Here is a 26,230-nt window from a genome sequence, read left to right on the forward strand (position 1 = left end):
TTGGACTGTCAACAGTAAACTAGACAGTTTTTTTAAGGTGTATCAACTTGTACTCCATAGGGGTTAGATAGTCTAAGGTACTGTGAATACGAACATTGTTAAACCAGTTTACGTAGTCAAATAATTCTAACTCTAGTTGTTCCAGGCTTTTAAAACGAGCATTCNTATTTTCTATAACCTAGATAGATAAGAATCCACCCTAAATATTCTAACCCCTCTCTATCTCCATTCTAAAGTACATTTTATAAAGAACTATTCCTTCATTTCGTATTCGTCTAACCAGAAAACCAATAAAATAGATTACCTCTTATTGAAAGGGTTCTACTGCTCAAACGCGAATTCACTACGAAAGGTGGTGGTGATATGTCTGCGTTTCAAATGGATGATATTTGGTACGGGAAAACAGGTACTCCGTATGAAAATATAACCGCAACAATTCAGGCAATCACAACACGTAATATCCAAGTAGTATTTGATGAGATTGTATTAATTGATGGCTTACATATCGGAGGTAGAGTGTTTACTCAAAAAGAGTTCCAGCGTCTGTTTGATCATGGACATCAGTTGAGTCTGTTTGATTAATTTGCTTAACTTAACTAGATTTCTATTAAATGCCTACGATACCACAGATCCAAACTCTGAATGAGGTAGAATAATTGGATGCAAGTCATATCCTGGAGGAATAGAATAAATAAATTCTCTAAGGGATTCAAATTCACTATCAGTAAGTAGCTTTGCAAGTGGTGCTGCATGAAGAAGTTTATTTATTCGAGTGAATGAGTTAGGAACAGCTTTACGGTACTGGAATATCATTGCTAGTAGATCCCGATGAAACAAGTTAGTTTGTGGATCCACTTCTTCATGTATTTTAAACAGAGCATTCTTGCCCCTTTTTGGTACTTTTATAGCCATTATCTTATCTGTATTGAAAACATAATAACCCTTATCTTCCTTAGGAAAGATCTCCCTCCATCGCTTCCTTTCCTTAACCAATCGATCCTGGAGGAATTTTGTTATTTTTGGCATGGTCCTTTCTTTCTTTAATGTAATAAAAAAACCGCCTATATAGGCGGTTTTATTACTAATAATTATATTTAACAGGTATCCATATAGAGTCAAAAAAGTCTTCGTTATATTCATATCGATAAAAAATATAATCCCCTCTAATNCATATAGAGTCAAAAACGTCTTCGTTATATCCATATCGATAAAAATTATAATCCCGTCTAATATCTAAAAGGACAAGACTCCCAGAACTATGTACTTGGATACTGGGAACGAAATTTAAAGTATCAGGAATATCAGATTCATTAATGAGCCAACGTCCAAAATCAAGTTCACGATCACTTATATCATCTATAGAGATTGCTCCACTATTTGTAAATTGATATGAAATTCCCCATGGAAGGCTTATTTGAACTAACGTTTGGTCAACTGTATCTTTGGGTGCCCAATCTATTAAATTGTCTACATCATAAGGAACATCGTGATCTACTACTAAAACTTCTAATTCATTGACTAAAGTATCGTATGTTTTAATCTGTGAAAGATCCTTAAGTGTAATATAGTCGTAGTCACTAATTGTTTCGCTAGTATCTTTTAGTAATTCATAATTTGTATTATCGGATCCTACTAAGCTTCCACCTGCGGTATAAAAATATGTTGTATAGTCTGGGCTGAAATAAAAGCTGGCTGATTCCTGGATCTTAATATCATCAACTTTTTGCATTTCTCTTGCAATAGAACTTAAAACAGCATTTAAGTACATATGGGATTGCAGTGTTGGATTTTCTCCTTCAATACTGGAGAGCATAAGAGGATTTTTCGAACCTGTCCCGAAATTAAAACCTATTACTTGATAATTCTCGGGAAGTAAAAGTTGTCGTGGCTTTTCTAGCTTTTCTCTTTTTCTTCTCTCTATCTCTTCTGTTGTCATTGCTTGATCTAAAACTTCAATGGAGTTATCAAATCCTACCAAGCTCTCAAATTGTTTTGGTGTGACATTTTTTCCGAAGAGGTAAATCTTTTTACCCTCTTTTTTTAGCTTTTTTAGGGTATTCATTAGATTAGCATTGCTAGATACTTGGTCTACATTAATTGCGATATCAGTAAAATCTTTATATTGATCTAACTTATTAACTTTAGTTGGGATTACTTTTAATTTATTGGTATTTAGCTGCTTATTTATTTCTCCATAGGATTTTTCTTGTCTGTTACTTTGAATATGGTTTATTGCATGCTCTCCTTGCTCATCAATAAATAGTAGTGTTCTAGTCATAGGATCAATAGAAGTATTTGCTTCTGTTATAAAAGTAGAAGCAGTAAAAACAACCATTAAGACTAAAAGGAAAATACTTTTAAATTTCATCGAGTCACCACCATGTTTTGTTATATTCTGATAACCTATAATAAGAAGTTATCGAAATAATATTCAGAATCTATTATAACATATTTATTAATCAGAAAATTAATTATTGCTCATGATTGTATTATTCCTAAACTCCAAACAAAGCAAAATTCCCTGTCTTTGTTTGGAGTTTGACTTCCTTTATTCTGGATTAATAATTTTTTATTATGAATTTTTTAGTTTGTTACCTTGCTGACAAACTACTTCCCCTTCCTTAGATAAACATTTAACTGTAGTAAAATTCCCTATTTTAAAATAAAACCTCCCATAATTTGATTGAAATATTTGAGCATTTGTAAACCCTCCATTTTCCCCAGCTACTTCCACTGAGCTTATATTTGCATTGTTAATTTCCCCGAATATTATAGGTATTACTGCAATTACATGCCCATCACTTTTCTCAATAGTAAAACGTTCTCTATATACAGTTATATTTTTGTTTTCATTGTGAGCCCAACCCTTATATTTTTCCAAAACCCATCCGTCTGTGTCATTCCCTTTAAATAAAGAAACAGCCAATGCATTAAAATCAGAGAATGGGAATTTCTCTTTATCCGATTTAGTTAAAAACATTACTACTGTATATCCATTAATCTGTTCAGTATGGATTACTTTTTGAACTTCGGGAAGTTCTTTCCTTATTGCTTCATTTAGATTATTGGCTTTGCAACCACCTAGTAGAGAACCCATAATAAGTAATATCACTAAACAAGATAATTTCTTCAAAAGATAAATCTCCTTTTCTATTTAAATTGTTCATCTTAATGATATCAAACTACTGTAATATCAAGGTATTAATCTTCACACAAAACTCCGACTCTTGATCTAATATATAAAAGCTCCTAAAGAGTTACTACTATTGATTTATAGGACCTAATTGTAGCACTGCTCATTGTCCATACTCCCCCCTCCGCCTTTCTCCCAGTCCTGGACCGCGCTCCTCTATCACCTTATCCTTTTGAACCGATGCCCTGGATGAATCAACTCCGTGTACATTTATGTTTGGTATATAACTAACATAGAATTGTGGTGAGCAGCCATTGGATCTCCCAGGTCTCTTTTTGAGATTTTCCCCTGGCGCAAACTCGTTCTTATTTACTTTACAGAATATGAATTCTGTAATATTTTTTATTCCCAAACTATTGAAATTACTTTACAGAATACACTATAATTTAGATATACCTAACTTTACAGAATACGTTAGTAAGGAGAGGGTTGTTATTTACTATCTTGATCAGTTCGAAAAGTGGCTTCAGGAAGATGGAAAAGGGACGCTAACTATTGAAGTGTACAAAAGATCAGTACAACAGTTTATTAATTGGTTTGAAGAAACAAATGATACGAAGTTTGCTCCTTGCGATGTAACTACTTTGGATATGCAAGATTGGAAGCAGCATATGCAAGTAGGTGAAAAGATTGCTCCAGCTACGATCAACAAGCGAATTTCCTCATTAAAGGTATTTTGGAATTTCCTCATTGATTCAAATTTAGCTACTGTAGATATTACAAAAAAGGTTAAAACGAAAAGGTCCTCCAAAGTAAGTGAGGCTCCTCGCTGGTTAGAGCGAAAAGAGGTAGCTAGAATTCTCCATGCTATTGAGAGCGGGACAAATGAATGGAAAAAAGCAAGAGATATGGCGATGGTCTTATTCATGTTAAAGGCAGGGTTAAGAATTAGTGAAGTAAAAGATTTAGATCTAATGGCCATAGATGAAAATCATTGGAGAGTAACTATTACTGCTGGTAAGGGTGGAAAATGGCGGCTTGTACCTATGAACAAGGATCTTATTAATAGTTATGTAGAATGGAAGAAACTACGTGGTGAAGTTGATTGCCAGCAGCTGTTTATTACAAGAAAAGGGACACCAATAACCCGACAAGGAATTCATGATCAACTTAGGAAGTATTTCAGAGTGGTGGAGGATAAAGAGGTATCCGCCCACTGCCTAAGACACACATTTTGTAAATCATTAATTGATCAAGGAATAGATATTCAAAATGTTGCATCGCTAGCAGGTCATGAATCGATCGAGACAACTAGACGATATACCACGCCATCAGAAAAAGAGTTGAGAAAAGCTGTTGAAATGATAAGTGATATAAGATAACGTGAAGGGATTAATTTAGCGAAAAAGGAAGGTAAATACCGCGGAAGAGTCAAGAAATATCACGATAAACATGCTGGGATTAACTATGCAGTAAAGCTTTATCGAGAAGGAAAAATGACTGTGAAGCAAATTTGTGAAATTACGAATGTTTCAAGGTCGGCTTTGTACCGAAGATTATCCGAAAGGTAACAATTAAATACTTATTTCTACTCTCGGTAAGGAAAGTTACAAAAAGGAGTGTTTAGTTTGTATTTTAAAAAGAAAGACACACAGCTCTATTACGAAGTCGTTGGCAACGGTGAGCCGTTACTTGTCTTACACGGATTTGCTGTAGACCACAGGATATTATTTAACACCATTGAAAACGTATTAAAACATTCCGCTAAGGAATACAGAAGAATCTATATCGACCTTCCTGGCATGGGTAAATCTCCAGCGCCTTCAAATATCCATAACGCTGATGAATTACTGGAATTACTTATTTCCTTTATCGATGAAGTAATTGGAAAAGAGAAGTTTTCTGTCATTGGTAATTCATATGGTGGATATTTATCGATTGGAATAACTAAAAAACTATCACATCAAGTGAATCGTTTAGTCTTACTAGCTCCCGTAATCGTAGCAGATTTTCAAAAGAGAAAGTTACCTCAAAAAAAAGTTGCGGTTCGGGAAGAAATTGATTATTCAGGAAATGAAATAGCTTTTGAGGACTATGAATCAATGGCAGTAAATATTACGAAAAATTCTTTCATTAGATATTTAGAGGAAATCTACCCTGCATTACAAATAGCTCAATTCGACTATTTAAACAACTATCAGTCCAATGGTTATCAATTTTCTTTCGAGTCAATACTGTTTGATTCAACATACACAACCGAAGTTCTTATGGTTCTTGGTAAGCAAGATAACGTAGTCGGTTTCGAGGATGCGCTATCAATCCAAGATAGCCTTCCAAATATCCAGACTGTGATTCTGGAAAACGCTGGTCACAATTTACAACTGGATCAACCTGATAAGGTTGAAAAAGAAATTCAATCGTTTCTAAACTAAAAAGGTGTGAGGTCAATTCCTCACACCAATCTAACTTCTGGGGTCAGTCAGTACATTCTTTGCTCATTTTTCCTCAAAACTTATCCTGAGGTAGAGTTTAAAATAGCTTAATGGGGTAATGACACGTTCGCTGGTATTACCCCTTTTTAGCATTCAGCTCTCAAGTAAGCTATTAATCTTTTTATCTTTATTAGTTCTATTCTTTTTTCATTGGAGAATAACACCCAAACAAAAAACCATAGTGGATAGGTTACAGTTTATTGGACAGAAAAAATAAGGTCAATTACACTTGTTTCAAAGGGACATGAAACGAGGAGAATTGATTATGACAAGAAGAAAAAGACGTACTTTTACCGAGGAGTTTAAACACCAAATTGTTCAATTGCATCAAAGTGGGAAACCAAGAAGTGAAATTATCAAAGAGTATGATCTTACTCCATCTGCTGTAGATAAGTGGATCAGGCAGAGTCAGAACAGTTGCTCCTTTAAAGAAAAGGACAACCGAACAACCGAAGAAGCTGAATTAATTCAGCTTCGGAAAGAGCTTCAACGTTTACGAATGGAAAACGATATTTTAAAGCAAGCCGCGCTGATCATGGGACGAAAGTAAATGTGATCCGAAATAATCGTCACAAATACTCAGTATCAGCAATGTGCGAAGTCCTACAACTCCCTAGAAGCACTTACTATTATGAAAAAAAGAATAGAAAGTCCTTGAAGGATACGATCACGTCTGTGATCGTAGACATCTTTCAAAAAAGCCGTCTAACCTATGGTACACGAAAAATTAAAGTGGAATTAAAAAAACGGGGATGGATCATTTCTAGAAGACGAATCGGACGAATCATGAACCAACAAGGGCTTATTTCAAAGTACACCATCGCCCAGTTCAAAAAGAGCCGAAGTACCTGTAACGAGTCAAATCATGCAAATTTGTTGGATCGAAAGTTTCATCAAGATGAAGCATTAAAAGTGATTGTAAGCGATTTAACGTATGTACGAGTGAAGCAAACATGGCATTATATCTGTGTTTTTGTTGATCTTTTCAATCGGGAGATTATTGGATATAGTGCTGGTCCTAAGAAAGACGCACAGCTAGTGTATCGTGCTCTTTCTTCTATTAAACAAGACCTATGAAAAGTCCAACTTTTCCATACTGATAGAGGAAATGAGTTTAAAAACAAATTAATGGATGAAGCACTCAAAACCTTCCAGATCCAACGCTCGTTGAGCCTAAAAGGCTCACCATATGATAATGCAGTAGCAGAAGCTATGTTTAAGATAATGAAAACAGAGTTTGTTAAGAATGCTCGTTTTAAAAGCCTGGAACAACTAGAGTTAGAATTATTTGACTACGTAAACTGGTTTAACAATGTTCGTATTCACAGTACCTTAGACTATCTAACCCCTATGGAGTACAAGTTGATACACCTTAAAAAAACTGTCTAGTTTACTGTTGACAGTCCATAGATGTAGTTGCTCTGCTACAATAAAATAAATCACTTTATTATAGAGGAGTCACCATAGAGCCGAACTGAAAGAAACCAAATCGCCGAACGGATCAAAGAAGGCATAGAAGCATCCAAATGACGTGTCAAGAAAGTTGGTCGTCCATCGGTTGATAAGGATAAAATAAAATTAGCTCTATGGATGTATGACTCAGGAGACTACAGCATAAGCGAAATTGTAAAAAGTATTGGAGTTTCCCAAGGTAGTCTATACAGAGCGATCAACGAAAGAAAAGTCTGTGAATTAGATAAAAAACAAAAATAACTACCCTTAGCGGTGGTCTTTTTTGTTTGTATTTCCCTTTAATTGTAAATTATTTCGATACCATTAAGTGCTACAATGAGAACAGGTGATAAGAATGTTTGTTCCCCTGATGTTATTACAAAAAACGGAGCTACATGAAAATAATGGTTATTTAAGTGAACTTAAATTAGATGGTATGAGAATAATACTTTCTACATACAACGATGAAACAAAAATATATTCTAGACATCAAATAGATTGTACGAACCGATTTCCTGAACTGGTAGCTAATTCCTTACCACCTAACTCTATTTTTGATGGTGAACTAGTAGTTACAGATAGTAAGGGAAAACCTGATTTCGAATCTCTCATGAAACGATTTTCAACAACTTCAAAAGGGACAAAGAAATTGTTGCTTTCCAATCTACCAGTACAATTTGTAATTTTCGACGTAATACATCTACGAGGAAATAATTTCACAAATCTCGCCTTACTTAAACGAAAAGAGATCTTAGAAAAAGTAATTGAAGAGACTGAAACCATATCTAAAGTTAGATTTATCGAAGGAAGAAGCGAAGATCTATTTTCTCTTGTCTGTCAGCAAGATTTGGAGGGCATTGTTTTAAAACAAAAGGATTCCAAATATGAGATAGGAAAGAGATCCTGGAGTTGGCAGAAAGTGATTAATTATCACTATGACGATGTAGTGATTACAGGCATAGGAAAAGGAGAACCTGGAGTATTTCTTTCCTTCCTAGATGGGAAACCTGCTGGAATCATTGAGTTTCCCTTTCCACCAGAAGAAAGAAAGGCTCTTTGGAGTGTGGTAGATCAACTGAAAATAGAGGAGAATAAGGATAAGATTCAATTAGATCCACAAATTAAAATAGAAGTAAAATCCAGAGGAAGAACCAAGAATGGATATATCCGTATACCTGTTTTTCAAAGATACTTGTTATAACAAGATGGGAGCAGCACAATTTGGACGAAGAATATCGTTCTTTTCAGAAAGAGCTAAAGCGTTATATTCATTTAGAGTTACTAATAAAGGTTCTGGGTCGCGATAGACAACAACTAAGTGAGCTAAAAATGGCAAAGATCTATTTGTTGTTATTGGACTCAATCATGGATCGGATTATAAAAGACTAGCTAGCATTCGAACCTATTTCAGAAAAACTGGATCTCGGATATTGGATAAGAAACAAGAAGATCAAACTCTTACTGTAAGTTATTTGTATAAAGCATATGAGAATCGAGCTGTCTATTTGGGAGAGTTCATGAAAGTTACTTGTGAAGAATTATTTAAGGAGTATATAAACAATGTTTGTCAAGAGAAACAAAAATAAGGCGAAAGTATAGGGCTTTGAAAAATCGAATATATGAGTTCTTCAAACGTTGTGTAGATATTGCACAGCGTTTTTTCTTTTGTCTAATATCCGTTATATTTTGGATCTTTGTTTCTATGCTTGGGATTACAATTGCAGCAGATATTTTTGAGGGGGTAATAAAATAGCTAATTTTAAATATTAATATGGAAAGTCAATAATAATATTCTTGTTAAATATTTAAAAATACTTTATGATATGGAATTGTTGCTAATTATTTCTAGTTAATCATGAAAGGAACATTGAAATGTACTTAGAATTGTATCCAGAAAACAACAGAGTAAATTTACGTGCAAAAATGATACAGTTAGAAAACAAAGATTTTAAATTTGATCCATTGATTGACGCTATACAAGACGGATCTATTAAGATTCCACGTTTTCAAAGAGAATTTGTTTGGTCAATAGAAGAATCAGCTAAATTACTGGACTCTATTATTAAAGGATACCCCATAGGTTCATTTACATTGTGGGAAACTAAAGAGTATCTATATAGCATAAGAAATATTGGTAATGATAATTTACCTGATACAAAAGAAGGACATGTTTGCCAATATGTTCTTGATGGGCAGCAAAGGATAACAAGCTTATATGCAGCACTCCAAGGTTTGCAAATAGCAAGAGGAGATAAAATTGATGATTTTTCTCAAATATATGTTGATTTAATTGCTGAACCAACAGAAGAGATTGTTTTTACAGATATAAGTGAAAGAGATGCAGGTACTTATATCTCAATACAAAACTTAATAAACGGTGGGACTATATGGAGAAGGTATTCAGAAGATCTTGATGAAAAACTCCAATACTATAAAAATAGAATTATGAACTACTCTTTCTCTGCTATAGTTCTCAAAAATGCCAGTTTAGAAATAGCAACTGAAGCTTTTACTAGATTAAATGTAGGTGGAAAGCAACTTTCGGTGTTTGAAATAATGTGTGCAAAAACATATGATAGAGCAACTGGATTTGATTTAGTGGAAAAGCAAGAGATACTAAATAAAAGATTAGAGGATGTGGGTTACGGTGAATTAAGTAACTCAGCCTTATTACAAATAGTAAGTGCAGTTTTAAATGAAGGTGACACCAGGAAAAAAACAATTTTGGGTTTAGAAAAGCAAAACCTAATTGCAAATTGGGACAAGATTATATCATCTTTAGAGAAAGCGATTGATTATATTAAAGCTCAATTCTCTGTTGTATCTTATAAATTGATCCCATACAATCAAATGCTTATTCCGTATGTGTATTTCTTCTATATTCATCCTGAAAGACCTACGGAATTTCAAAGAAAGTGTTTACAAGAGTTTTTCTGGAGAACAGCACTTACTGAAAGATATTCAAGACATAATGAGCATTTACTATTGCAAGATCTTAAAAAGATGCAAGCAATTGCTTCTGGGTATCAACCATTTTATGACGTAGAGCTAGATCTTACTCCTATGTTTCTTATTGAGAAAGGAAAATCCTTTACTCCAACAAAAGGATTTTCAAAAGCAATTATTTGCCTATTTGCTTCTTATAATCCTAAGTCGTTTGTTGATAATTCAACAGTTGTCTTGGGGAATACATGGCTAACTAGAAGCACGAGTAAGAATTATCATCACTTTTTCCCAAAGTCGTATCTTAGAAGAAAAGGATACGAAGATAAAATGGTTAATCATGTATTGAACATAACAATGGTAGATGATCATTTAAATAAAAAAGTCATTAGAGACAAATCACCTGCAGATTATATTATGCATTTTGCAGATGAGAACTTGGATTTAGAGAACTCCTTAAAGTCTCATTTAATCGAAGATGTTACAGAGTTTGGGGTTCTTGATAACGATTATGACAAATTTATTAATGCTAGAGCTGAGATCATTTGTAGAGAATTACGAAAACGAATCTATTTTAATGAATAAGAAGAGAAACATCGGATAAATTTCCGATGTTTTTTTATTAGGAGGTAATACAATGGTTTGGTTGGAAGATGAAAAACGGTTTATGAATCGAAAGGAAAGACAAGAAAGGATAGAGTTACTTGATAAATACATTGAGAAGATCAAAGTTGAACATGGAGTATTGGAATTACTTGAACTTGATGAGGAACGGTTGCTTGATGTTCTTCCATGTACTCTTTCCTGGATCATTTTTGCCTCCCATGAGATTTGGTTTTTTTATATTGCTAATAGTGGCATTTTTAAAATAGGATGATACTATATAAGCACCCAATTGTCTTAATGAATTTAATTGATCCATTTTTATTTTCATAATTCTGCTTTAATAGGGGGACTTATAATAGATAATATTTTTAATCAAAACGTAGATCTAAGGTTGCTAGAGTTTATTTTAAATGTCTCCACAGATGTAGAAGATAAAATTAACGAACTAAACCCCAATTTAAGTAAAAACAGAGTTTACAATGAAATTGTCGCTCTAAAATTTTTTATTGCTGATTTTATGACATGGGCAAAGTATAAAGATTATCCAGATACAAAAGATCAAATTCTTAACTCTGTTCATTATAAATTGAATGAATATCTTAAAAAAATACAAGCCGACAAATTGTATTTATTATTTACTGTACGTTTAAAAGAGTATGAAGAGGCAGTTAAAACAGAAGAGAATTTCTTACTTGCCACCATTCTACAATTTTGCATAAATTTAGAATTCGACTTTAAAAATGGAGATCCAAGTAAATTTAAGACATGTTCAGATATAATACAAAACGATTTTGAAGAAGTAATTAAGATTATAGCATTAACTTCTATTTCCTAAGACAAATCTTTCATTATCTTTTAAAAGATTCGCTTGTCAAAAAGAGATTTTTACAGAGTACTTACAGTTGTTGAGGAAACAGCAGTGTGTTTTAAAAAAGAGTAGACTTGCACATAGCCCTGTCAAGTAGACATTAAAAAAAGAGAATTATGCAGCGGTTTTTTCACGAAATTCTATCGGGGAAAAACCGCTTAGTTTTTCTTGAAAACGGGTTTGATTATAAAACGAAATATAATCTTGAACAGCATCATATGCTTGTTCAAACGTTTTTGGGCGCAATAAATATAGCTTCTCCGTTTTTAGATGTGAGAAGAATGATTCGATACAAGCATTGTCAAAGCAGTTTCCACGTCTTGAGTGACTGCCTTGGATTCGGAGATCCTCAAGACGCTTTGCACATGCTTTAGGGAGGAGATTAAAATTATCCATAGTAATTTTATACAACAATGGGATATATAACAAAAAAAGAGCTAGGCAATTATCTCGCTTGGCTCTTTTTTGTTGTTAATTTCTTGTCCCTCTTTCTGAGAAATAATTTTTATTTATACTGTATAATTCAATGGCAACGAAAACTTTTGATCTCTAAACAACATCTCCCATGCGGTCTCTAACCCTGTTCTTTTCTGGAAAAAATCCTTTAGGTAATCAAGATTTCCAGATTCCATTGCTTGAAGTACAAGAGTAATTAAAGTAGTACCGCCCCAAAAATCTATAAATTTCTTGGTAGGTTCTGTAACAGCACTGTGAAATTTATTTGCTCTAGGTAATGTTGTTGCATCAAAAGGTTGAACCAGTATTTCTTTTAAAATCTCATTTTCAAGATGATCTTTCGGAGTTACTTCTTCTTTCAATATATCTTGCAAAATTTCTGCTACAACGAGAACGATTACACCATCCATAAGAAGGTTAAGGTTTATTGTTTTGGGAGAGTGGATGGTTAGTTCGGGAGAAGAGTAAGAATGTCCATCTTGATTTCTGAAATTTATTCCATACTGTTCGCGATATATTTCGGGTAAACGATGTTTAGCTACTCGTGGAGATTCTGCTGGAATACGTATTGCTCTTCGAAAAGATCTATATGTTGAGTGATGTAAGCAGTCATGCAAATAACTACGCAGTAGCTCAACTGTTCTTAATTCTTTCGAAGCCAAATTTTTATTGAGAGCTAGGACAAATGAGGCGTGATACCAATATTGATAACCAAGACTACTTTGATCATGGAATCCTCCAACTACATAAATCTTTTCAGGCAGAGACGTATAGTATTTTTTTGGATTCACAATGGTAGGTTTAAAAGCATATCGCTTTTCAAATATAGATAACCATTTATCTACGTTTTCCCAAAATAAATCACTGTCAATAACACTATCTAGTTTGTTTCTGTCGTCCAGACTAAGAGGATTTGGTAGAGTAGCTATTTCGATCGGATCAAGCTTTCTGATATTCTCTAGATAAGTCTTGATATATCTTTGATCACATTCTGGACCCAGGTAAACTTCCTTCATCGAATCTCCCTCCATTTCTTTCTACCATTGGAGATCAATAGATTTCTTTCCTAGCCATTCTTCAATTCGTCGACGTGTTCCAGGCGACACTCCGTTTGGTAAATGCTGTGGATCAAAAAAAGAGTATTCTTCTATTTCAAAGTGATTCTTTGGGCTTTGTGTAAATGACTTCACTACGAAGACTGCTATAGTGTCTTTTTTGTATTCATAGTTGTTTTGGTATTCTCCAAGCTTTTTAATACTTTTTACTTCTTGAATTCCAAGTTCTTCCCAAAGCTCTCGTAATAACGCTGCTTCGTCTTGCTCATTTCTATCTACTTTACCACCAGGTATGAACCAGCCTTCTAAATACCGATGTTTCACAAGAAGTACTTTCTTCTCATTGCTTACTACTATTGCTCTAACACCTCGGGTTGTTGGTCGAGCTATCCACCAATATAATTTGCGAATAGATTGTACAACCTTTAAAATCGTTTTCATCATAGAAAATCTCTCCCTTTTATTTGTTGATACAGTGAATACTGATATTTCTGTTTTTGGAGCCCGTTTTTAAATTATATTTTAAAGGGAGTGCTTATGCGATTTTAAGTTATCTCCTCCTTTTACAATATGATAAAAAGAAGACAGAACAACGTACTGGATCGAAGTGTCTAGGTGTACGTGATTCTGTCTTAGGTGTTGGGTAGTGAAAGAAGGTTAGAAATAATCTAGATTAATAAGTGCGGTTTTCGGTATTACATATCCTTGTGTAGAGGAAGAGTATGGTATTTACTAAGGAATAAAGTCTTGTTATGTATTTTGACTATTTTAAATTTACCTTCACTTACGATTATAAATTTAGATTATAGGAAGCACAATACCAAACATACAATATTTTCTGAATGTATAATATAATGGATTTGATCTTATAAGTTTAGATTAAAGAGTAGTTGTAACTTAACAAAGGAGTATAAGGAAATGGACGAGAAACCAAAAACAAGATGGGAACAGATTTATTTAGAACTCCGAGACCAAATTATTACTGGTGTGTTCCAACCTGGTTCTGAGTTTCCTACAAATGCAGAGTTTATGCAAAAATATGATGTCCATTCGACTACCATTCAATCGGCTATCAATGCACTCATAAATGATGGGCTTGTTTTATCTCAAGGTAGGAAAGCTCCACGAATTGTCCGAAAAGCACCGACACGTGCTCGTAATTACCGAAAAGGTGGATTTAGTTCTGAGTTTGGGAATGTTTCGAGTAAGAATATCTTAGCTCTACAAATCCTCCAGAAGAAGGAAGAGCTACCCGAATCCTTACAACAAGATCTCTCGGCACCAGTTTAGTTTTATCATACGGAGCAATTTCTCAATCAAGAATTAGTGGCAGTATCGAAAGCATATATTCCAAATACTGTTCCGATTAAGAAGCTCCACAAATTGATGAAACAAGCAGGTGGGTCACTCTATGGATCATTGGAGTATTTAGGATTTAAACCTACTTCCTGTGAAGAAATCGTAACCTGCGATTTTGCTACAAGTGAAGAACGAAAAGAATTGCGTCTTCCAAAGAACTCAAATACGCCTGTGGTACGTATCATCCGAAAAACGTTTGATGCCAATAAACAATTGGTAGAAATCTGCCCATTAGTCTATCGTGCTGACTTATATGAGTTCGCATATCAATTTGACTTTTAGGAGGCTACAAATGATGAGAGATTTTGATTTCATGATGGAAGCGGTTATAGAAGGCAGGAAGGCGCAGGGGAAAACTGGAACGAATCCACCTGTAGGAGCAGTTATTGTGAAGGATGGAGAAATTGTAGGTCGTGGACATACTTCTCATCTTGGTGGACCTCATGCAGAAGTAAATGCTCTTACAGATGCAGGCGAGAAGGCAAGGGGAGCGACAGTATACTGTACGTTGGAACCATGTGCTCATTGGGGTAGAACAGGCCCTTGTTGTGTTGCACTTACTGATGCGGGAGTTGCTCGTGTTGTTGTTGGTATAGTAGATCCTTATTATGAAGTTAACGGGAAAGGGATCGATCATCTGCGGGAACATGGGATCGAAATGAGTATTGGTTTCTGTGAAGAATTGATTCGAGAAGATTTAAAAGACTTTCTTGAACGAGTTGCGAAAGAGACTAAGCGATCTACCTAAATAATAAACTCCCAGTATTTATGAATCTGAAACGCTGGGAGTTTATTATTTATTAGAATTAATTTTACAGCCTATAGTTAGAAAAAGTATTATCCTCTTGTTTTTCCTTCTTTTGATTCCATATAGTAATGGGAATCTCTTCACATCTATTATTATTTTCAGAAGCAGGTGGTTCTTAAGCAACTAGAATCATTTCTTTCTTCACGCGACCATCCCAGTTAACTAGGTCAGAGTGGAACTGATCGGCGATCTCCCACTTCTGGATCATTTGTATGATGGATTCCGTTGGAGGAATCTTCAAATCAAACCGACGTTTAACGATCGGATCTCTTTTTCGCTTTATACCAAAAATAGTAACGGTGACACTTTTTTCATAGATTTCGAGATCGTAGAAATCATCTCCTCTATCCATCCGAACAACAGCTACATAACTTTGTCTCTCCGTGTTGACCACTTTTTCTAAATACATTTTTCTCTCCCTTTTTCTCTGTGTCTCTCCCTCCCTCTCGATTGTCTGACTCTCTTAATCTATGAAAATAGACTTTAGCGGTAGGGGAGGGGAGAGGCTGATGTTTGTTATAACCATAGTAATTTTACACAAGCTTGTCCGTGTGGCTTTTATGGCTATGAGGAAGATCGCTCTTGCACTTGTACAGCTCATCAGGTGCAACGTTACCGCTCTAAAATCTCAGGACCATTGCTGGATCGCATTGATATTCAAGTTGAGGTGCCCCGCGTAAATTTTGAGACACTATCAATCGAAGAAGAATCTATTACTTCTGAAGTGATTCGAGCAAGAGTAAACCGTGCTCGTGCTATTCAAGCCCAAAGATATGCCTCGAGTCAGATGAACACCATTTGCAACAGTTCTATGTCCCCTACGGATTTGAGGGAACACTGCAAACTAGATTCCCACTCTCGCGATATTCTTCGTCAATCTTTTGATGTCCTCGGATTATCTGCTAGAGCCCATGATCGAATTTTAAAAGTAGCAAGGACAATTGCGGATTTAGAAGAGAAGGAACAAATACAAATGGAGCACATAGCAGAGGCGATCCAATATCGGACGCTCGATCGGAAGTTTTGGGAGTGAGAAAAAAACGGAAATAGGATACGTATTGAGTAAATAAAGCATATACTACGAAGTTTTATAGAAACTGCTCATAGCAAACAACTATTGTCGCTTCTTCTTTCACTAATTCAATTATGCTCAATTATTGATATAATACTTGAGATTCTTTAGCCTGTACTTGTTTTCGAAGCCTCAGTAGATGCTGATATAATTTATAGTCTATTTGTCTAAACATACGGAGGCTAGGTCTAATGTTTACCTCATAAATCCATAAATCACCGTTTAGGTCAATTCCGATATCAACCCCGAATTCAGAGTAAGAGGGATGTTTGGCGCTAATTCTTTGTACAGCACGGGTAGCTAAGTAGGATAACTCTTCTTTTTTTTGTTCTACTTCAGTTGTTGTATAACCTAAATGTGATGTCAATAGTTCATCAAGATCAATGGGTTCACCACCACTACTCCGATTCGTGACAACGTTTTGAGTTGGCGCAACACGTGCTGCCATTGCTACCTGTTTCCATACATGATTTAGTCGGAATAGATGAACCCGAATATCTACCATATTGCCCGATGGGGTTTGGCTGACGATGCCTTGTTGCAGAAGGTATGGTCGTTTCATTTTTATTCGTTGTATATGCTGGTGTAATGGTGCTAGTTTCTTAAAGATATATATTTTTTTGGTATCACGTGAGCGGAGGAGATAATGATCGTCTGGATGTTTGTCGATGCGCATAGCACCCTTACCTTGACAGGAATTATCGGGTTTTAGATAGATATTTGAATAGTGTAAGAGCATGAGACGTAAGTTTTGTATGGAATAAGGAAGGGTTCTAGGAAGAGATAACGCGATCTTTTTGTCTTTTTGTAACAGAGCGTCATTACTTAGCTTACTCATTACACTTCCCACGGAGATACCTCCCAGTCTTTTCAGCAAATTGCCCAACTTCGATGTTAAAGCAAATTTCAAAGCACTTTTAGAGCCAAACGAGCATATTTAGAAATTGATACAAAGGGTATACTATTCAATCCTCCCTTTTGCTAAATTTTTTGCTATCTTACGCTAGGGCGACGTATTTGCTTGGATATTCAACCAATTGATCCTAACTTTTATTAGAGATCATATTTGAGGGTGATTTGGATTCAAGAATTTTCTATGACCTTGATCTGATACTGTGTTTCTTTTAGGATCATATAAGGAGAAGTACACCTATTTCTCCCCTAACGAAACCATAATTGTTTGGCTATCTTCTAAAACCTGGATCTCTTTGGACACGGTCCTATTTTTAAATGGGGACACAAGTAGATATGTACCTGGAGTCAATGTTAGGCGAAATGTTCCATCTTGCGAAGTGATATTTGCGATTTTCGTGGAAGGACCATGTTTTGGTGTAAAGGTAAAGGTATGATTGGGGAGTGGATGGTGGTTTTCATCAGTCAATTTGATTACGATGTCAACCGGTTTTAAGTGAGGGAGTTCCGATTCTGATTGAGGATTCTTAACTGGAGAGGAACAGCCAACAAGAAGTGAACAAAGAAACAATAAGTATATCAGCTTGTTCAAAAAGAAAATCCTCCTTTTACTAAATATTATTTTAATATTCCTAATTATATAATATATTAATATTGTACTAAAAATTGAATATGACAGGAGGAAAAGTGCTTGAAAAAATGGTTTCTTTCGGTAGGTTTAGTTACCAATCTTGTAGTTTCAACATGGCTAATCTCGGTAACTGCACAAGCGAAATCCAATGAAAGTCTTCCTAATTCTCAAGATTTGAGGTTCCCTATTCAAAAGATTAATGGTCCATCCATTCAGTTACCTGTTCCTTTACAAGAAAAAGTGAATCGAGTGAAAGTAGATAAAAATCAGGACCGGTTCTCTCTTACCCAAGCTGAAACGTCTTCCTCGTATACAACAATGAGTAGTGGTGGAGAGATACTTCCGCTAGATGTGGAGAAAGAAATAAATAAGAACATAAATAAATACAAAAAGAAGAATTCAGTACTAGATTTACTGACTCCATTTGCTACGGATAACCGTCAACGTATTACAACTACCACTGTTCATCCTTATAATGTGATAACTTACATAGAAGTTCAACATGCAGATGGAGATTGGTATCGTTGTAGTGGATTTTTCGTTGACCACAATACGGTCGTGACTGCAGCTCACTGTGTATACAATACATATTCGAATCAATGGCATCAAATTGCTTATATCTATCCCGGCAAAAATGGTGGTTTAGAGCCAGGTGGATTAAGTGTATCAGGAGCTTTTAAAATTGTGAATAACTATGCAAATTTAACTCCACCAAATAAAGACCAACTGGACTCTGTGTCAGACTCACAATATGACTTTGCTACCATTACCGTTACGAATAACAAAGTATCCAATTGGTTTCATTTCTTTAGTACAGCGGGAACAGGGACAGCTGTAAATGCCTCAGGTTATCCAGCAGATAAACAAATAAGTTATCCATACTCTATGTGGAGATCATTAGGTAACATAACGGCTACATACAGTACATATTTTCGAAATAATACGTATTCTACTGGAGGGATGAGCGGAGGTCCTGTCTTTAACTCTATTAATAATATGTCTGCCGCAAGTTTAATCAGTTATGGTTCACCAGGAGTTGACTATGGTCCCCGTTTTACCGGAGCTACCTTATCTACCCTCCAAAGCTGGAAAAATGGAGATTAATACAGTATTTGATATAGACAATAAAGTGCCTACCAATATTGGTAAGGTACTTATTTTTTTGTACAACCTATACTGAATTTCAGATAATTATGGGTTACGATGGAATGATAAGCTGTATTTCAGTTGATCCTAACCAAGATTAACCAAAGTCAATGAGAATAAAAAGGAGGATTATGATGAGTGACAAAAAAATACAACCTGTTCCATATTCGCTAAAAGAAATAGAACAAGCTGCTAAGGAGCTAGTGGATGAATCTCGTTATCTTTATTCAACTGATCCGAATGCATTTGTATCCATTCAAGGAAAGAAAGATGTGACTCAACAACTTATTCAAGTTCTGGAGCAGGTAAAACAAAGGGATACTTTTACGGGAATCATCTTGTATGGCAACAGCATAGAAAAATTAGCAATTGCTCAAAAAGCTGCTTCTTATTTAGGGTCTGCTTTTTATGATCTAGTGACAGAGGAAGAGGAGCAACACGATCAAGATGATTTAGATCGGGAGTCAGCGGAAGCATTTAGTCGTCGGTTTACCCAGTTTTTGGCAGAAGATATTCAAAAGCAAAATCGAGCTGTTGTATGTTGGATAGACCGAAAAGATGATATATATAAGCGAAAGAGTAGCTGGGAAGAAGAGCTAGAATATCAGTTTGAGCAAACCATCTTGCAATTAAAAAATGTGGTTGCGATTCAAATTCTAGAGTCTGGGGAACTACTTTCAACTGATTATTTTCGACTGATTGATGCAGAATGGAAAATAAGAATAGATGATAAACTGTAAGAACAAAACCACTTGTATCGAATGAAGGGTAGCCCTGTTCCACTTCGACATAAGTGGTTTTATTTTTTAGTAAATTCAAGTGGAATTTCGATGAAGGTTCTTTCGATAGTGTAAAATGAATCTACTTATTGCAGTTTACTCATGAAGTAGTGACAAGAAAAAATGAGGAAACAAAGTGAAATCATTGAAATTATATACGTTTTTTTCAATGAATATATTGAACGAAACGAAGGAGTTACACATGGATAAAAAAGATATCAAGCGAAGTAAGTTCTTAAGTATGGTTTTGCGCCATCTACCAGAGAGTGTAGGATTAACATTAGATCAAAATGGTTGGATAGATGTAAGGAAGCTTTTGAGTGCTTGTGCTAAAAAGGGTGTTATCATTAGTCCAGAATGTTTAGAGCGTATTGTAGAAACGAATGATAAAAAAAGGTTTGCATTCAATGAGGATCGAACCAAGATCCGAGCTAGTCAAGGTCACTCTGTTTCGGTTGATTTGCTTTTAAAACCAACAGCACCCCCAGAGTATTTGTACCATGGAACAGCAATGCACTTCTTATCTTCTATTCAAAATCGGGGACTAGTGAAAGGAAGACGGCAACATGTACATCTGTCACATGATGTTGTAACTGCCATTCAGGTAGGTCGTCGACATGGTGATCCAGTTGTTCTCAAAGTATTGGCAAAAGATATGATGGATAATGGTTATCTGTTCTATGTTTCGGATAATGGAGTCTGGTTGACGGATCATGTTCCATCGGTGTATTTGGTTCAAGAAGACAGAAAAGGGACTCATAGTGATAGATGAGGTATATAAGAGAATTAAGTCAATTTTGTTTATTTTAGGGAACTTCCGTATCTTATGAGAAGATAGGAGGTTTTCTTTGTATTTTCGTATTCAACTTAACAAGATATTGACAACTTCTCGATAGGATCCTGAAGCCCTCTCGTTAGACTAAGCTCATAACAACAACACTATGAGGTGAGCAAAATGCAAAATAAATTATTGGTAGCAAAATCCATCACCAAATCGTTTGGCAGTGGAGAAAATCGAGTAGAAGCTCTCAAAGAAGTGGATTTGGAAGTAGATAGCGGCGAAATGATTGCGATCATGGGTCCATCGGGTTGTGGAAAGACAACGCTACTGAATAGTTTATCTGGTTTAGACTTGATTACATCTGGATCGATTCTCATCGAAGGTGTGGAAGTAGGTCAGCTAAAAGAGAAAGAACGTGATAGACTCAGGGCGGAACAGATGGGATTTGTCTTTCAATCATATAATCTAATCCCTGTCTTAACTGCGATTGAAAATGTAGAACTGCCTTTACTTAGCCAAAAAGTATCCTATAAGAAAGCAAGAGAGCTTGCCACAAATGCACTAACAAAAGTGGGCTTGTTAGAACGGAGAAATCATTATCCTAGTCAATTATCGGGCGGTCAAGTCCAACGTGTTGCATTGGCGAGAGCACTTGTACACAAACCAAAGATGGTTTGGGCAGATGAACCTACGGGAGCTTTGGATCGGGAGACGGGTGAGATGATCTTGGATTTATTTGATCATCTCCATCGAACAGAGAAGACCACTTTTTTTATTGTGACACATGATCCCAAAGTAGCAGAACGAGCAGATCGCATCATTTATTTAGATAGTGGTCGCATCGTCCAAGAACGAATTCCGCAAGAAAAACAGAATCGATCTATGGTTGGTGGAGGAAATAAATAATGAATACAAGTCTAGTAAATGTAGCAGTCTTGGGTCTATTAGCCGTAATAGTGCTAACACTTCTTACCTCATACGTTCGCCATCGATATGAATGGAATATGGCTATTCGTAACCTGAAATTGCATCGAACAACTTCCGTTTTTACCATCGTTGCCTCCACTATCGGTACTGCACTTATTACTGCTGCTCTCTTATTTCAAAGTTCCATCCAGACAAGTATTGATCACTTCCTGGAGCAAAAATATGGTCAGATCACCATCGTCATTGATGGAGTGAAGCCGACAAGTGGATTTCAATATCCATTTCAGACGAGAGAGATCAATGAGATTAAAGGAGTAATTCAGAAGCGACCAGAGATATTCCAAGGAATTCTACCCACTGTGGCTATATATGGAACTTTACAATCCCAAATAGATGGAAAAGTGAAAAATACACAGCCTAAAGTATATTTACAATCTTTTTCTGCCTCAGAAGCAAAACGTTTTCAGCCTATAGGCACAAAAGAGATACCAGAAACACTAAGTGAGCAACAGGTCATTGTCTCTGAGAAACTAGCCAACCAGTTACAGACGAAGAAAGGTGAGAAAATTTTCCTCCAAGTCCCAAATCAAGAACCAGTGGAGCTTATGATAGAAGTCGTCTTACCGGAAAAAGGACTAACAGGGTTTCGTGGAGTAGATAAAGGTTCTTCCACTGCGATTATCAGTGAAACACTAGCTCGAAAAATAACAGGCATTTCTTCAGGGTATACACATCTATTAATTGCGAATAACCCAGAATTAGGATTAGATTCGATAAGCCTTAGTAATTCACCAGATTCTCCTTGGAATGAACAGTTTACCAAGGCATTTGCCAAAATAGAGTTAGAAGGTATTGAGAAATTTACTCCTTTTTTCCTCGTTTCCAGTGTGACTGCGATCTTGGTCGGTTTACTCCTAGTACGCAATATTTTTCGGATGATCTTGGAAGAACGAAGACAAGAATTAGGAGTATTACGAGCAATGGGATTTACTCGGGGTCAGGTGGCAGGTATTTTGCGAAAAGAAGGGATTCTCTATGCCATCACCTCTAGTACGCTGGGCGTAGTACTTGGAATTGGTTTTTCTTATGCCGTTTTAGCGATGCTAAAAGACACCTTTGCAATGATTTCTCAGTATGAAAGCTTCTTAGATGTTCAGTTTGAGTTTCATCTATCGCTGTTGTCTTGCTCTTTGCCGTTTGGGATTGGACTGTTCTTCATCTATTTTTGTATGCTTCGCGTTTCTCATACTGTGACGAAGACAGAGATTATATCATTGCTTCAACCAATCCAAGTAGAATCGATCAAAGTAGAGAAAATTTCGAAAGCCCGGATATTAATCAGCGTTCTTCTAGGGATCGCTGCTATGACAGTAGCTTATCTAGGTCAATCTAACGACTACCAAACTTGGCTGGCTGAGAAGGATCAAGAGGTAATGCTGTTACTTGGAAATCTCATTGTAGGATTGGGAGTTATTGTCCTTACGATTGCATTCGTCTTAGTTGGTTATCCAGTTGTTTTACAATGGATCGAGCGTTGTTTCCGAGGACGTCCTAAATTGTATCAGACGCTTCGCCTCTTTTTCCGCTACCCTTTGCAAGCAAAAAAGAGGAGTGCTTATCTGCTCATTCTCTTTACCTCGGTGATGTTTCTACTAGGCCTTTCTAGTGTAGTGAATGGTACTCTTAGTCCATTGTTAGAAGAAATGAGTGGGAAAAATGCCTTGGGTGGATATCATTTGTTAGCACAAACAAGGGAAGAAGTCCTGCCCGAAACGAAAGAAGAGATAGCAAGATTAAAGGTAGAGAATCTAAAAACGACAACTCAAGTGACTCAGTGGCAGTTAGAGAATTTTATGGGAGCCAATCTCAATGGGGTAGAAAAAGCATTTATGGAGATAGTCCAGATACCACTCAAATCGAAAGCCACTCGTTTCACCACAGATCGTCAAGCTTGGCAAGAGCTAGGTCATAATCCGAAGGCGATTATCGTATCGGAAATGATGGTAGTGGATGAGCATGGAAACTACCCTAAGGTGGGGGATATCCTAAAACTAAAGCTTCCTAGTGGGATAGAAGTGGAAAAAGAAGTGATCGCACTAGCCAAGTATGAGGGAACTATGTATGGATATGGGACCTCTTCTGGGATTTTTCTGCAAAAAGAGGAAGTGGATCGATTAAGCAAAGGATCGAGAGGAATCACAACATATTGGTTATTTGAAGCAGGGAATGAGAAAAAAACAGGAGTCTTATATGAAAAGTTACAACAAAAGTTAAATACGCTGGGAATCTATCAATTAAAGAATCCAGAACTCGCATTTGTCGCTGGGCTTTCCTTTACTCAAATCATTCTAGGATTATTAGAAGCATTTAGCGGATTGGCAACAGTTGTCGGAATCTGCGGTTTAATGACGATTTTATATCGAGTGATACGTGAGCGTAGGCAGCAGTTAGGTATGCTTCGTGCTGTAGGGATGGAGAAAAAACACATTTGGCTTGGAGTTATAATGGAAGGATCCGTCCTAGCTATGCAGGGGATACTATTAGGCCTTACACTAGGAGCTTATGTTGGATACCTCCTATTGACGGCTGTATTTAGTGGGGAACCTGGTTCTACTACGATTGAACTACCAATTTCGAAGCTCGTTCTCTATTTTGGAGTAGCATACTTTATTACCATAATATGCTCCTGTTTTCCTGCAAAAGCATCCATGAGGTATACTCCAGCTGAAGCAACAAGATATGCATCGTAAACTTTTTTCTTTTCTATCTATTCGTTACAATATGGCGGGAGAGAATAATGGCAAAATTTATTCTCCCCTGCTTCTTTTTTTTGGAGGGAACCTTATGAGAGAAAAAGTTTTAATCGTAGAAGATGAACAGATCCTTCTGCATTCCATTGCGGAGTATCTAACAGGTGAAGGATATAATGTAGTGCCCGAATCTTCCCCCATACGAGCTTTAATACGCATAGAACAGGAGAACTATGATCTAATATTATTGGATTGGATGATGCCAGAACTGACTGGGATCGAGCTATTAAAAAAGTTGCGGAAGTTTAGTGAGGTTCCGGTTATTTTTCTTACTGCACGTGGAGATGAGGTAGAGAAACTACTTGGTTTGGAGTTAGGAGCAGATGACTATATTACGAAGCCTTTTTCTTATCGAGAACTAGTAACGAGGATGAGGGTAATCTTTCGTCGTACTAAACCTAGCACAGAGCCAGGATCGGCTACGGTTGTCTATGGAGAGCTTATTCTCTATGTTGATCAGCATCAGGCGATTTTAGCTGGTAATAAGCTAAATCTGACTCAAACTGAGTTTAAAATTTTATCACTCCTAGTACAGAAGCCAGGGCGTGTCTGGAGCCGTGCTCAATTGGTTGAAAGTGTATTAGGAGCTGAGTATCTAGGATATGAGCGTTCCATCGATACCCATATTTTTAACTTGCGGAAGAAATGCAAGGAGATCCAGCCTAATTTCCAATCATTACGAACTGTTTTTGGTGTGGGATATACTTGGGAAGATCGCGTATGAATAAGAATAGAGCATATCCTATATTTACAATATCGATGCTCACATTTGTTATTTTAAGTTCTGCTTTTGGTCTTGGTTGGGTATTTGCTACTGCTCCGAATCTATGGTTACAAGGTGGATTCTTTCTCTTGTTCTTCCTCCTACTAATTGCAATCCTACTAGGATGTATCATTTATTTCCAAAAGCAGCATAGACGATTGGAAGATCTAAGAGAAAAGATAGAGAGCCTTATAACCCATCCGGACCAATATCTTATTTCGGGGACATTGCCAATAGAGCTTCAGTCGATCTATCAGACGGTGCAAGAGATTAGTTCTCAACTTCAGCGAGAAAAAGAAGATCATCACAGGATGGTAGCTGATGTCTCACACGAACTACGAACTCCTCTTGCTATTGTTCGAGGGCAACTGGAGAACTTGCTACAGGAGGACATACCTCTAGCATTCCAACAGTCTATTCTTCCTGTTTATGATGAAACGCTTCGTATGACTCAACTTATTCAAGATCTTCAAGCTCTAAGCCTTGCTGAAGGGAATAGACTTCGTTTAGAGAAAAGTTGGTTCCCCATAAGTAGCTTGTTAAAAGAGGTGATTGAAGTGTTTCAGTGGGAAGCAGAATCCCACGAGATCACCATTACCTTGGAGTGTGATACAGAGCAAGAAGTTTATTGGGATATTGCTCGAATGAAACAGGTACTCATCAATTTGCTTGGCAATGCTGTTCAGTATAGTGAGGGAGGCTCTGTCATAGTAAGTGTACAGTTGCTACCTACAGGAAAGATGCAAGTAGAAGTTTCAGATACTGGAAAAGGAATTCCACCTGAGAAGATACCGTATCTTTTTCAACGATTTTATCGGGGGGAGAAAAGCCGAAATCGTGTGTCTGGTGGAACAGGGCTAGGATTGGCTATTGCCAAGGAGTTTATAGAGTTGCATGGCGGACAGATGGACGTCTCTAGCGAGATTGGCGTAGGAACCAAATTCAAATTCGAAGTGCCAGTGCTGTCAGAATAATATGGATAGGTTCAGTGAACTAGATCATCACGATGGATTTTACTAGATGACTCGCTTATTAAGTAATCGATACCATCTAAATCAATTATCTTCCAATGAAGCTCTATTATCAGAAAGCCTTTGGAACGAATCTAAGTTCGTTTCAAAGGCTTAATTTTATCCCTAAAAATAGATCATGCATGCTAGGATAGATCGAGATCTACCTAGCATGCATGATTTCCATCACTCAGTGCGATTTAGCTTACGCTTCATCCACTAAATGA

The 26,230-nt window shown here is 36.3% G+C and carries 25 protein-coding genes and 7 pseudogenes; 23 read left to right on the forward strand and 9 right to left on the reverse strand.

Annotated elements, in window-relative coordinates; all coding sequences use genetic code 11:
- Window positions 1-19 precede the first annotated feature (19 nt).
- Window positions 20-154 (reverse strand): annotated as a pseudogene (locus VJ09_RS18155) (IS3 family transposase); the annotation flags it as partial.
- Window positions 155-363: 209 nt separating this feature from the next.
- On the opposite strand from VJ09_RS18155, the gene VJ09_RS16005 reads away from it, so the two are divergent.
- Window positions 364-582 carry a hypothetical protein gene (locus VJ09_RS16005; protein ID WP_044642614.1) on the forward strand — a complete coding sequence of 73 codons (219 nt, stop codon included), beginning with the start codon at window positions 364-366 and terminating at the stop codon, window positions 580-582.
- A 33-nt stretch (window positions 583-615) separates the two neighbouring features.
- On the opposite strand, the gene VJ09_RS16010 is transcribed toward VJ09_RS16005, so the two are convergent.
- The gene (locus tag VJ09_RS16010) at window positions 616-1,026 is read right to left on the reverse strand and encodes a hypothetical protein (RefSeq protein WP_147635531.1); all 411 of its coding nucleotides are present in this window, start codon (window positions 1,024-1,026) and stop codon (window positions 616-618) included.
- Window positions 1,027-2,572: 1,546 nt separating this feature from the next.
- On the reverse strand, window positions 2,573-3,133 hold the full coding sequence (locus VJ09_RS16020) for a hypothetical protein (protein ID WP_044642617.1): 561 nt from the start codon (window positions 3,131-3,133) through the stop codon (window positions 2,573-2,575).
- 314 nt (window positions 3,134-3,447) lie between these two features.
- Here VJ09_RS16020 and VJ09_RS16025 point away from each other — a divergent pair, with 314 nt between their 5' ends.
- The 10 genes and pseudogenes from VJ09_RS16025 to VJ09_RS16060 all read left to right on the forward strand — a co-directional run bounded on the left by VJ09_RS16025 (window position 3,448) and on the right by VJ09_RS16060 (window position 11,461).
- Window positions 3,448-4,515, forward strand: coding sequence for a tyrosine-type recombinase/integrase (locus VJ09_RS16025; RefSeq protein ID WP_052807455.1), 1,068 nt, complete (start codon window positions 3,448-3,450; stop codon window positions 4,513-4,515).
- Window positions 4,516-4,704: pseudogene (locus tag VJ09_RS18620) on the forward strand (helix-turn-helix domain-containing protein); the annotation flags it as partial.
- A gap of 57 nt (window positions 4,705-4,761) precedes the next feature.
- The gene (locus VJ09_RS16030; RefSeq protein WP_044642618.1) at window positions 4,762-5,565 is read left to right on the forward strand and encodes an alpha/beta fold hydrolase; all 804 of its coding nucleotides are present in this window, start codon (window positions 4,762-4,764) and stop codon (window positions 5,563-5,565) included.
- A gap of 325 nt (window positions 5,566-5,890) precedes the next feature.
- A pseudogene (locus VJ09_RS16040) lies at window positions 5,891-7,014 on the forward strand (IS3 family transposase).
- A gap of 87 nt (window positions 7,015-7,101) precedes the next feature.
- Window positions 7,102-7,338: pseudogene (locus VJ09_RS18160) on the forward strand (helix-turn-helix domain-containing protein); the annotation flags it as partial.
- Between the two features lie 94 nt (window positions 7,339-7,432).
- Window positions 7,433-8,278, forward strand: coding sequence for an ATP-dependent DNA ligase (locus VJ09_RS16045; RefSeq protein ID WP_044642619.1), 846 nt, complete (start codon window positions 7,433-7,435; stop codon window positions 8,276-8,278).
- A gap of 20 nt (window positions 8,279-8,298) precedes the next feature.
- Window positions 8,299-8,466, forward strand: coding sequence for a YhjD family protein (locus VJ09_RS18625; RefSeq protein WP_154662378.1), 168 nt, complete (start codon window positions 8,299-8,301; stop codon window positions 8,464-8,466).
- Between the two features lie 483 nt (window positions 8,467-8,949).
- Window positions 8,950-10,605: a GmrSD restriction endonuclease domain-containing protein gene (locus tag VJ09_RS16050; protein ID WP_082050616.1), complete on the forward strand. Its 1,656-nt coding sequence runs from the start codon at window positions 8,950-8,952 to the stop codon at window positions 10,603-10,605.
- Between the two features lie 52 nt (window positions 10,606-10,657).
- Window positions 10,658-10,897, forward strand: a complete 240-nt coding sequence (locus VJ09_RS16055) for a hypothetical protein (protein WP_044642620.1) — start codon at window positions 10,658-10,660, stop codon at window positions 10,895-10,897.
- Between the two features lie 120 nt (window positions 10,898-11,017).
- Window positions 11,018-11,461 (forward strand): hypothetical protein, encoded by a 444-nt coding sequence (locus VJ09_RS16060; protein WP_147635532.1) that lies wholly within the window; start codon window positions 11,018-11,020, stop codon window positions 11,459-11,461.
- Window positions 11,462-11,608: 147 nt separating this feature from the next.
- Here the strand turns inward: VJ09_RS16060 and VJ09_RS18165 are convergent.
- The 3 genes and pseudogenes from VJ09_RS18165 to VJ09_RS16075 form a co-directional block, all read right to left on the reverse strand.
- Window positions 11,609-11,866, reverse strand: a pseudogene (locus tag VJ09_RS18165) (transposase); the annotation flags it as partial.
- Between the two features lie 137 nt (window positions 11,867-12,003).
- On the reverse strand, window positions 12,004-12,966 hold the full coding sequence (locus VJ09_RS16070; RefSeq protein WP_044642622.1) for a hypothetical protein: 963 nt from the start codon (window positions 12,964-12,966) through the stop codon (window positions 12,004-12,006).
- Between the two features lie 21 nt (window positions 12,967-12,987).
- Window positions 12,988-13,449 (reverse strand): NUDIX domain-containing protein, encoded by a 462-nt coding sequence (locus VJ09_RS16075; protein ID WP_044642623.1) that lies wholly within the window; start codon window positions 13,447-13,449, stop codon window positions 12,988-12,990.
- Window positions 13,450-13,923: 474 nt separating this feature from the next.
- Between VJ09_RS16075 and VJ09_RS16080 the strand changes: the two genes are divergently transcribed.
- From VJ09_RS16080 to ribD, 3 genes and pseudogenes are all read left to right on the forward strand, one after another.
- Entirely contained in the window at window positions 13,924-14,295 is a 372-nt protein-coding gene (locus tag VJ09_RS16080; protein WP_044642624.1) for a GntR family transcriptional regulator, read from the forward strand.
- A gap of 33 nt (window positions 14,296-14,328) precedes the next feature.
- Window positions 14,329-14,646, forward strand: a pseudogene (locus VJ09_RS16085) (UTRA domain-containing protein); the annotation flags it as partial.
- Window positions 14,647-14,656: 10 nt separating this feature from the next.
- Window positions 14,657-15,112, forward strand: coding sequence for a bifunctional diaminohydroxyphosphoribosylaminopyrimidine deaminase/5-amino-6-(5-phosphoribosylamino)uracil reductase RibD (gene ribD / locus VJ09_RS16090; protein WP_147635533.1), 456 nt, complete (start codon window positions 14,657-14,659; stop codon window positions 15,110-15,112).
- A gap of 175 nt (window positions 15,113-15,287) precedes the next feature.
- On the opposite strand, the gene VJ09_RS16095 is transcribed toward ribD, so the two are convergent.
- Window positions 15,288-15,581: a hypothetical protein gene (locus VJ09_RS16095; protein WP_044642626.1), complete on the reverse strand. Its 294-nt coding sequence runs from the start codon at window positions 15,579-15,581 to the stop codon at window positions 15,288-15,290.
- A 144-nt stretch (window positions 15,582-15,725) separates the two neighbouring features.
- On the opposite strand from VJ09_RS16095, the pseudogene VJ09_RS19010 reads away from it, so the two are divergent.
- Together VJ09_RS19010 and VJ09_RS16100 are read left to right on the forward strand one after the other, a co-directional pair.
- Window positions 15,726-15,851 (forward strand): annotated as a pseudogene (locus tag VJ09_RS19010) (ATP-binding protein); the annotation flags it as partial.
- A complete protein-coding gene (locus VJ09_RS16100) occupies window positions 15,840-16,205 on the forward strand; it encodes a magnesium chelatase subunit ChlI family protein (RefSeq protein ID WP_407690006.1) in 366 nt (121 codons plus the stop codon). The pseudogene VJ09_RS19010 and the gene VJ09_RS16100, both read left to right, overlap by 12 nt.
- Window positions 16,206-16,326: 121 nt before the next feature.
- On the opposite strand, the gene VJ09_RS16105 is transcribed toward VJ09_RS16100, so the two are convergent.
- Together VJ09_RS16105 and VJ09_RS16110 are read right to left on the reverse strand one after the other, a co-directional pair.
- Window positions 16,327-17,094 (reverse strand): YheC/YheD family protein, encoded by a 768-nt coding sequence (locus tag VJ09_RS16105; RefSeq protein ID WP_044642627.1) that lies wholly within the window; start codon window positions 17,092-17,094, stop codon window positions 16,327-16,329.
- Window positions 17,095-17,394: 300 nt separating this feature from the next.
- Window positions 17,395-17,748: a hypothetical protein gene (locus VJ09_RS16110; protein WP_044642628.1), complete on the reverse strand. Its 354-nt coding sequence runs from the start codon at window positions 17,746-17,748 to the stop codon at window positions 17,395-17,397.
- Window positions 17,749-17,847: 99 nt separating this feature from the next.
- On the opposite strand from VJ09_RS16110, the gene VJ09_RS16115 reads away from it, so the two are divergent.
- The 7 genes from VJ09_RS16115 to VJ09_RS16145 all read left to right on the forward strand — a co-directional run bounded on the left by VJ09_RS16115 (window position 17,848) and on the right by VJ09_RS16145 (window position 25,967).
- The gene (locus tag VJ09_RS16115) at window positions 17,848-18,891 is read left to right on the forward strand and encodes a trypsin-like peptidase domain-containing protein (RefSeq protein WP_044642629.1); all 1,044 of its coding nucleotides are present in this window, start codon (window positions 17,848-17,850) and stop codon (window positions 18,889-18,891) included.
- A 176-nt stretch (window positions 18,892-19,067) separates the two neighbouring features.
- Window positions 19,068-19,673, forward strand: a complete 606-nt coding sequence (locus VJ09_RS16120) for a hypothetical protein (RefSeq protein WP_044642630.1) — start codon at window positions 19,068-19,070, stop codon at window positions 19,671-19,673.
- Between the two features lie 241 nt (window positions 19,674-19,914).
- A complete protein-coding gene (locus tag VJ09_RS16125) occupies window positions 19,915-20,484 on the forward strand; it encodes an RNA 2'-phosphotransferase (RefSeq protein WP_044642631.1) in 570 nt (189 codons plus the stop codon).
- 183 nt (window positions 20,485-20,667) lie between these two features.
- A complete protein-coding gene (locus VJ09_RS16130; RefSeq protein ID WP_044642632.1) occupies window positions 20,668-21,399 on the forward strand; it encodes an ABC transporter ATP-binding protein in 732 nt (243 codons plus the stop codon).
- Window positions 21,399-24,170: an ABC transporter permease gene (locus VJ09_RS16135; RefSeq protein WP_044642633.1), complete on the forward strand. Its 2,772-nt coding sequence runs from the start codon at window positions 21,399-21,401 to the stop codon at window positions 24,168-24,170. Before VJ09_RS16130 ends, VJ09_RS16135 begins: the two co-directional genes overlap by 1 nt.
- A 94-nt stretch (window positions 24,171-24,264) precedes the next feature.
- Entirely contained in the window at window positions 24,265-24,954 is a 690-nt protein-coding gene (locus VJ09_RS16140) for a response regulator transcription factor (protein ID WP_044642976.1), read from the forward strand.
- Window positions 24,951-25,967, forward strand: a complete 1,017-nt coding sequence (locus VJ09_RS16145; RefSeq protein ID WP_052807460.1) for a sensor histidine kinase — start codon at window positions 24,951-24,953, stop codon at window positions 25,965-25,967. The genes VJ09_RS16140 and VJ09_RS16145 overlap by 4 nt, the downstream gene beginning before the upstream one ends.
- Window positions 25,968-26,230 lie beyond the last annotated feature (263 nt).

It is taken from the genome of Risungbinella massiliensis (assembly GCF_000942395.1).
In the GTDB taxonomy this organism is placed as follows: Bacteria; Bacillota; Bacilli; order Thermoactinomycetales; family Thermoactinomycetaceae; genus Risungbinella; species Risungbinella massiliensis.

Coding starts and splice junctions, on each gene's coding strand:
- VJ09_RS16005 (WP_044642614.1), top strand. CDS start 364: ATGTCTGCGTTTCAAATGGATGATATTTGGTACGGGAAAACAGGTACT.
- VJ09_RS16070 (WP_044642622.1), bottom strand. CDS start 12,966: ATGAAGGAAGTTTACCTGGGTCCAGAATGTGATCAAAGATATATCAAG.
- VJ09_RS16130 (WP_044642632.1), top strand. CDS start 20,668: ATGCAAAATAAATTATTGGTAGCAAAATCCATCACCAAATCGTTTGGC.
- VJ09_RS16050 (WP_082050616.1), top strand. CDS start 8,950: ATGTACTTAGAATTGTATCCAGAAAACAACAGAGTAAATTTACGTGCA.
- VJ09_RS16120 (WP_044642630.1), top strand. CDS start 19,068: ATGAGTGACAAAAAAATACAACCTGTTCCATATTCGCTAAAAGAAATA.
- VJ09_RS16045 (WP_044642619.1), top strand. CDS start 7,433: ATGTTTGTTCCCCTGATGTTATTACAAAAAACGGAGCTACATGAAAAT.
- VJ09_RS16010 (WP_147635531.1), bottom strand. CDS start 1,026: ATGCCAAAAATAACAAAATTCCTCCAGGATCGATTGGTTAAGGAAAGG.
- VJ09_RS16135 (WP_044642633.1), top strand. CDS start 21,399: ATGAATACAAGTCTAGTAAATGTAGCAGTCTTGGGTCTATTAGCCGTA.
- VJ09_RS16075 (WP_044642623.1), bottom strand. CDS start 13,449: ATGATGAAAACGATTTTAAAGGTTGTACAATCTATTCGCAAATTATAT.
- VJ09_RS16080 (WP_044642624.1), top strand. CDS start 13,924: ATGGACGAGAAACCAAAAACAAGATGGGAACAGATTTATTTAGAACTC.
- VJ09_RS16140 (WP_044642976.1), top strand. CDS start 24,265: ATGAGAGAAAAAGTTTTAATCGTAGAAGATGAACAGATCCTTCTGCAT.
- VJ09_RS16125 (WP_044642631.1), top strand. CDS start 19,915: ATGGATAAAAAAGATATCAAGCGAAGTAAGTTCTTAAGTATGGTTTTG.
- VJ09_RS16055 (WP_044642620.1), top strand. CDS start 10,658: ATGGTTTGGTTGGAAGATGAAAAACGGTTTATGAATCGAAAGGAAAGA.
- VJ09_RS16095 (WP_044642626.1), bottom strand. CDS start 15,581: ATGTATTTAGAAAAAGTGGTCAACACGGAGAGACAAAGTTATGTAGCT.
- VJ09_RS16145 (WP_052807460.1), top strand. CDS start 24,951: ATGAATAAGAATAGAGCATATCCTATATTTACAATATCGATGCTCACA.
- ribD (WP_147635533.1), top strand. CDS start 14,657: ATGATGAGAGATTTTGATTTCATGATGGAAGCGGTTATAGAAGGCAGG.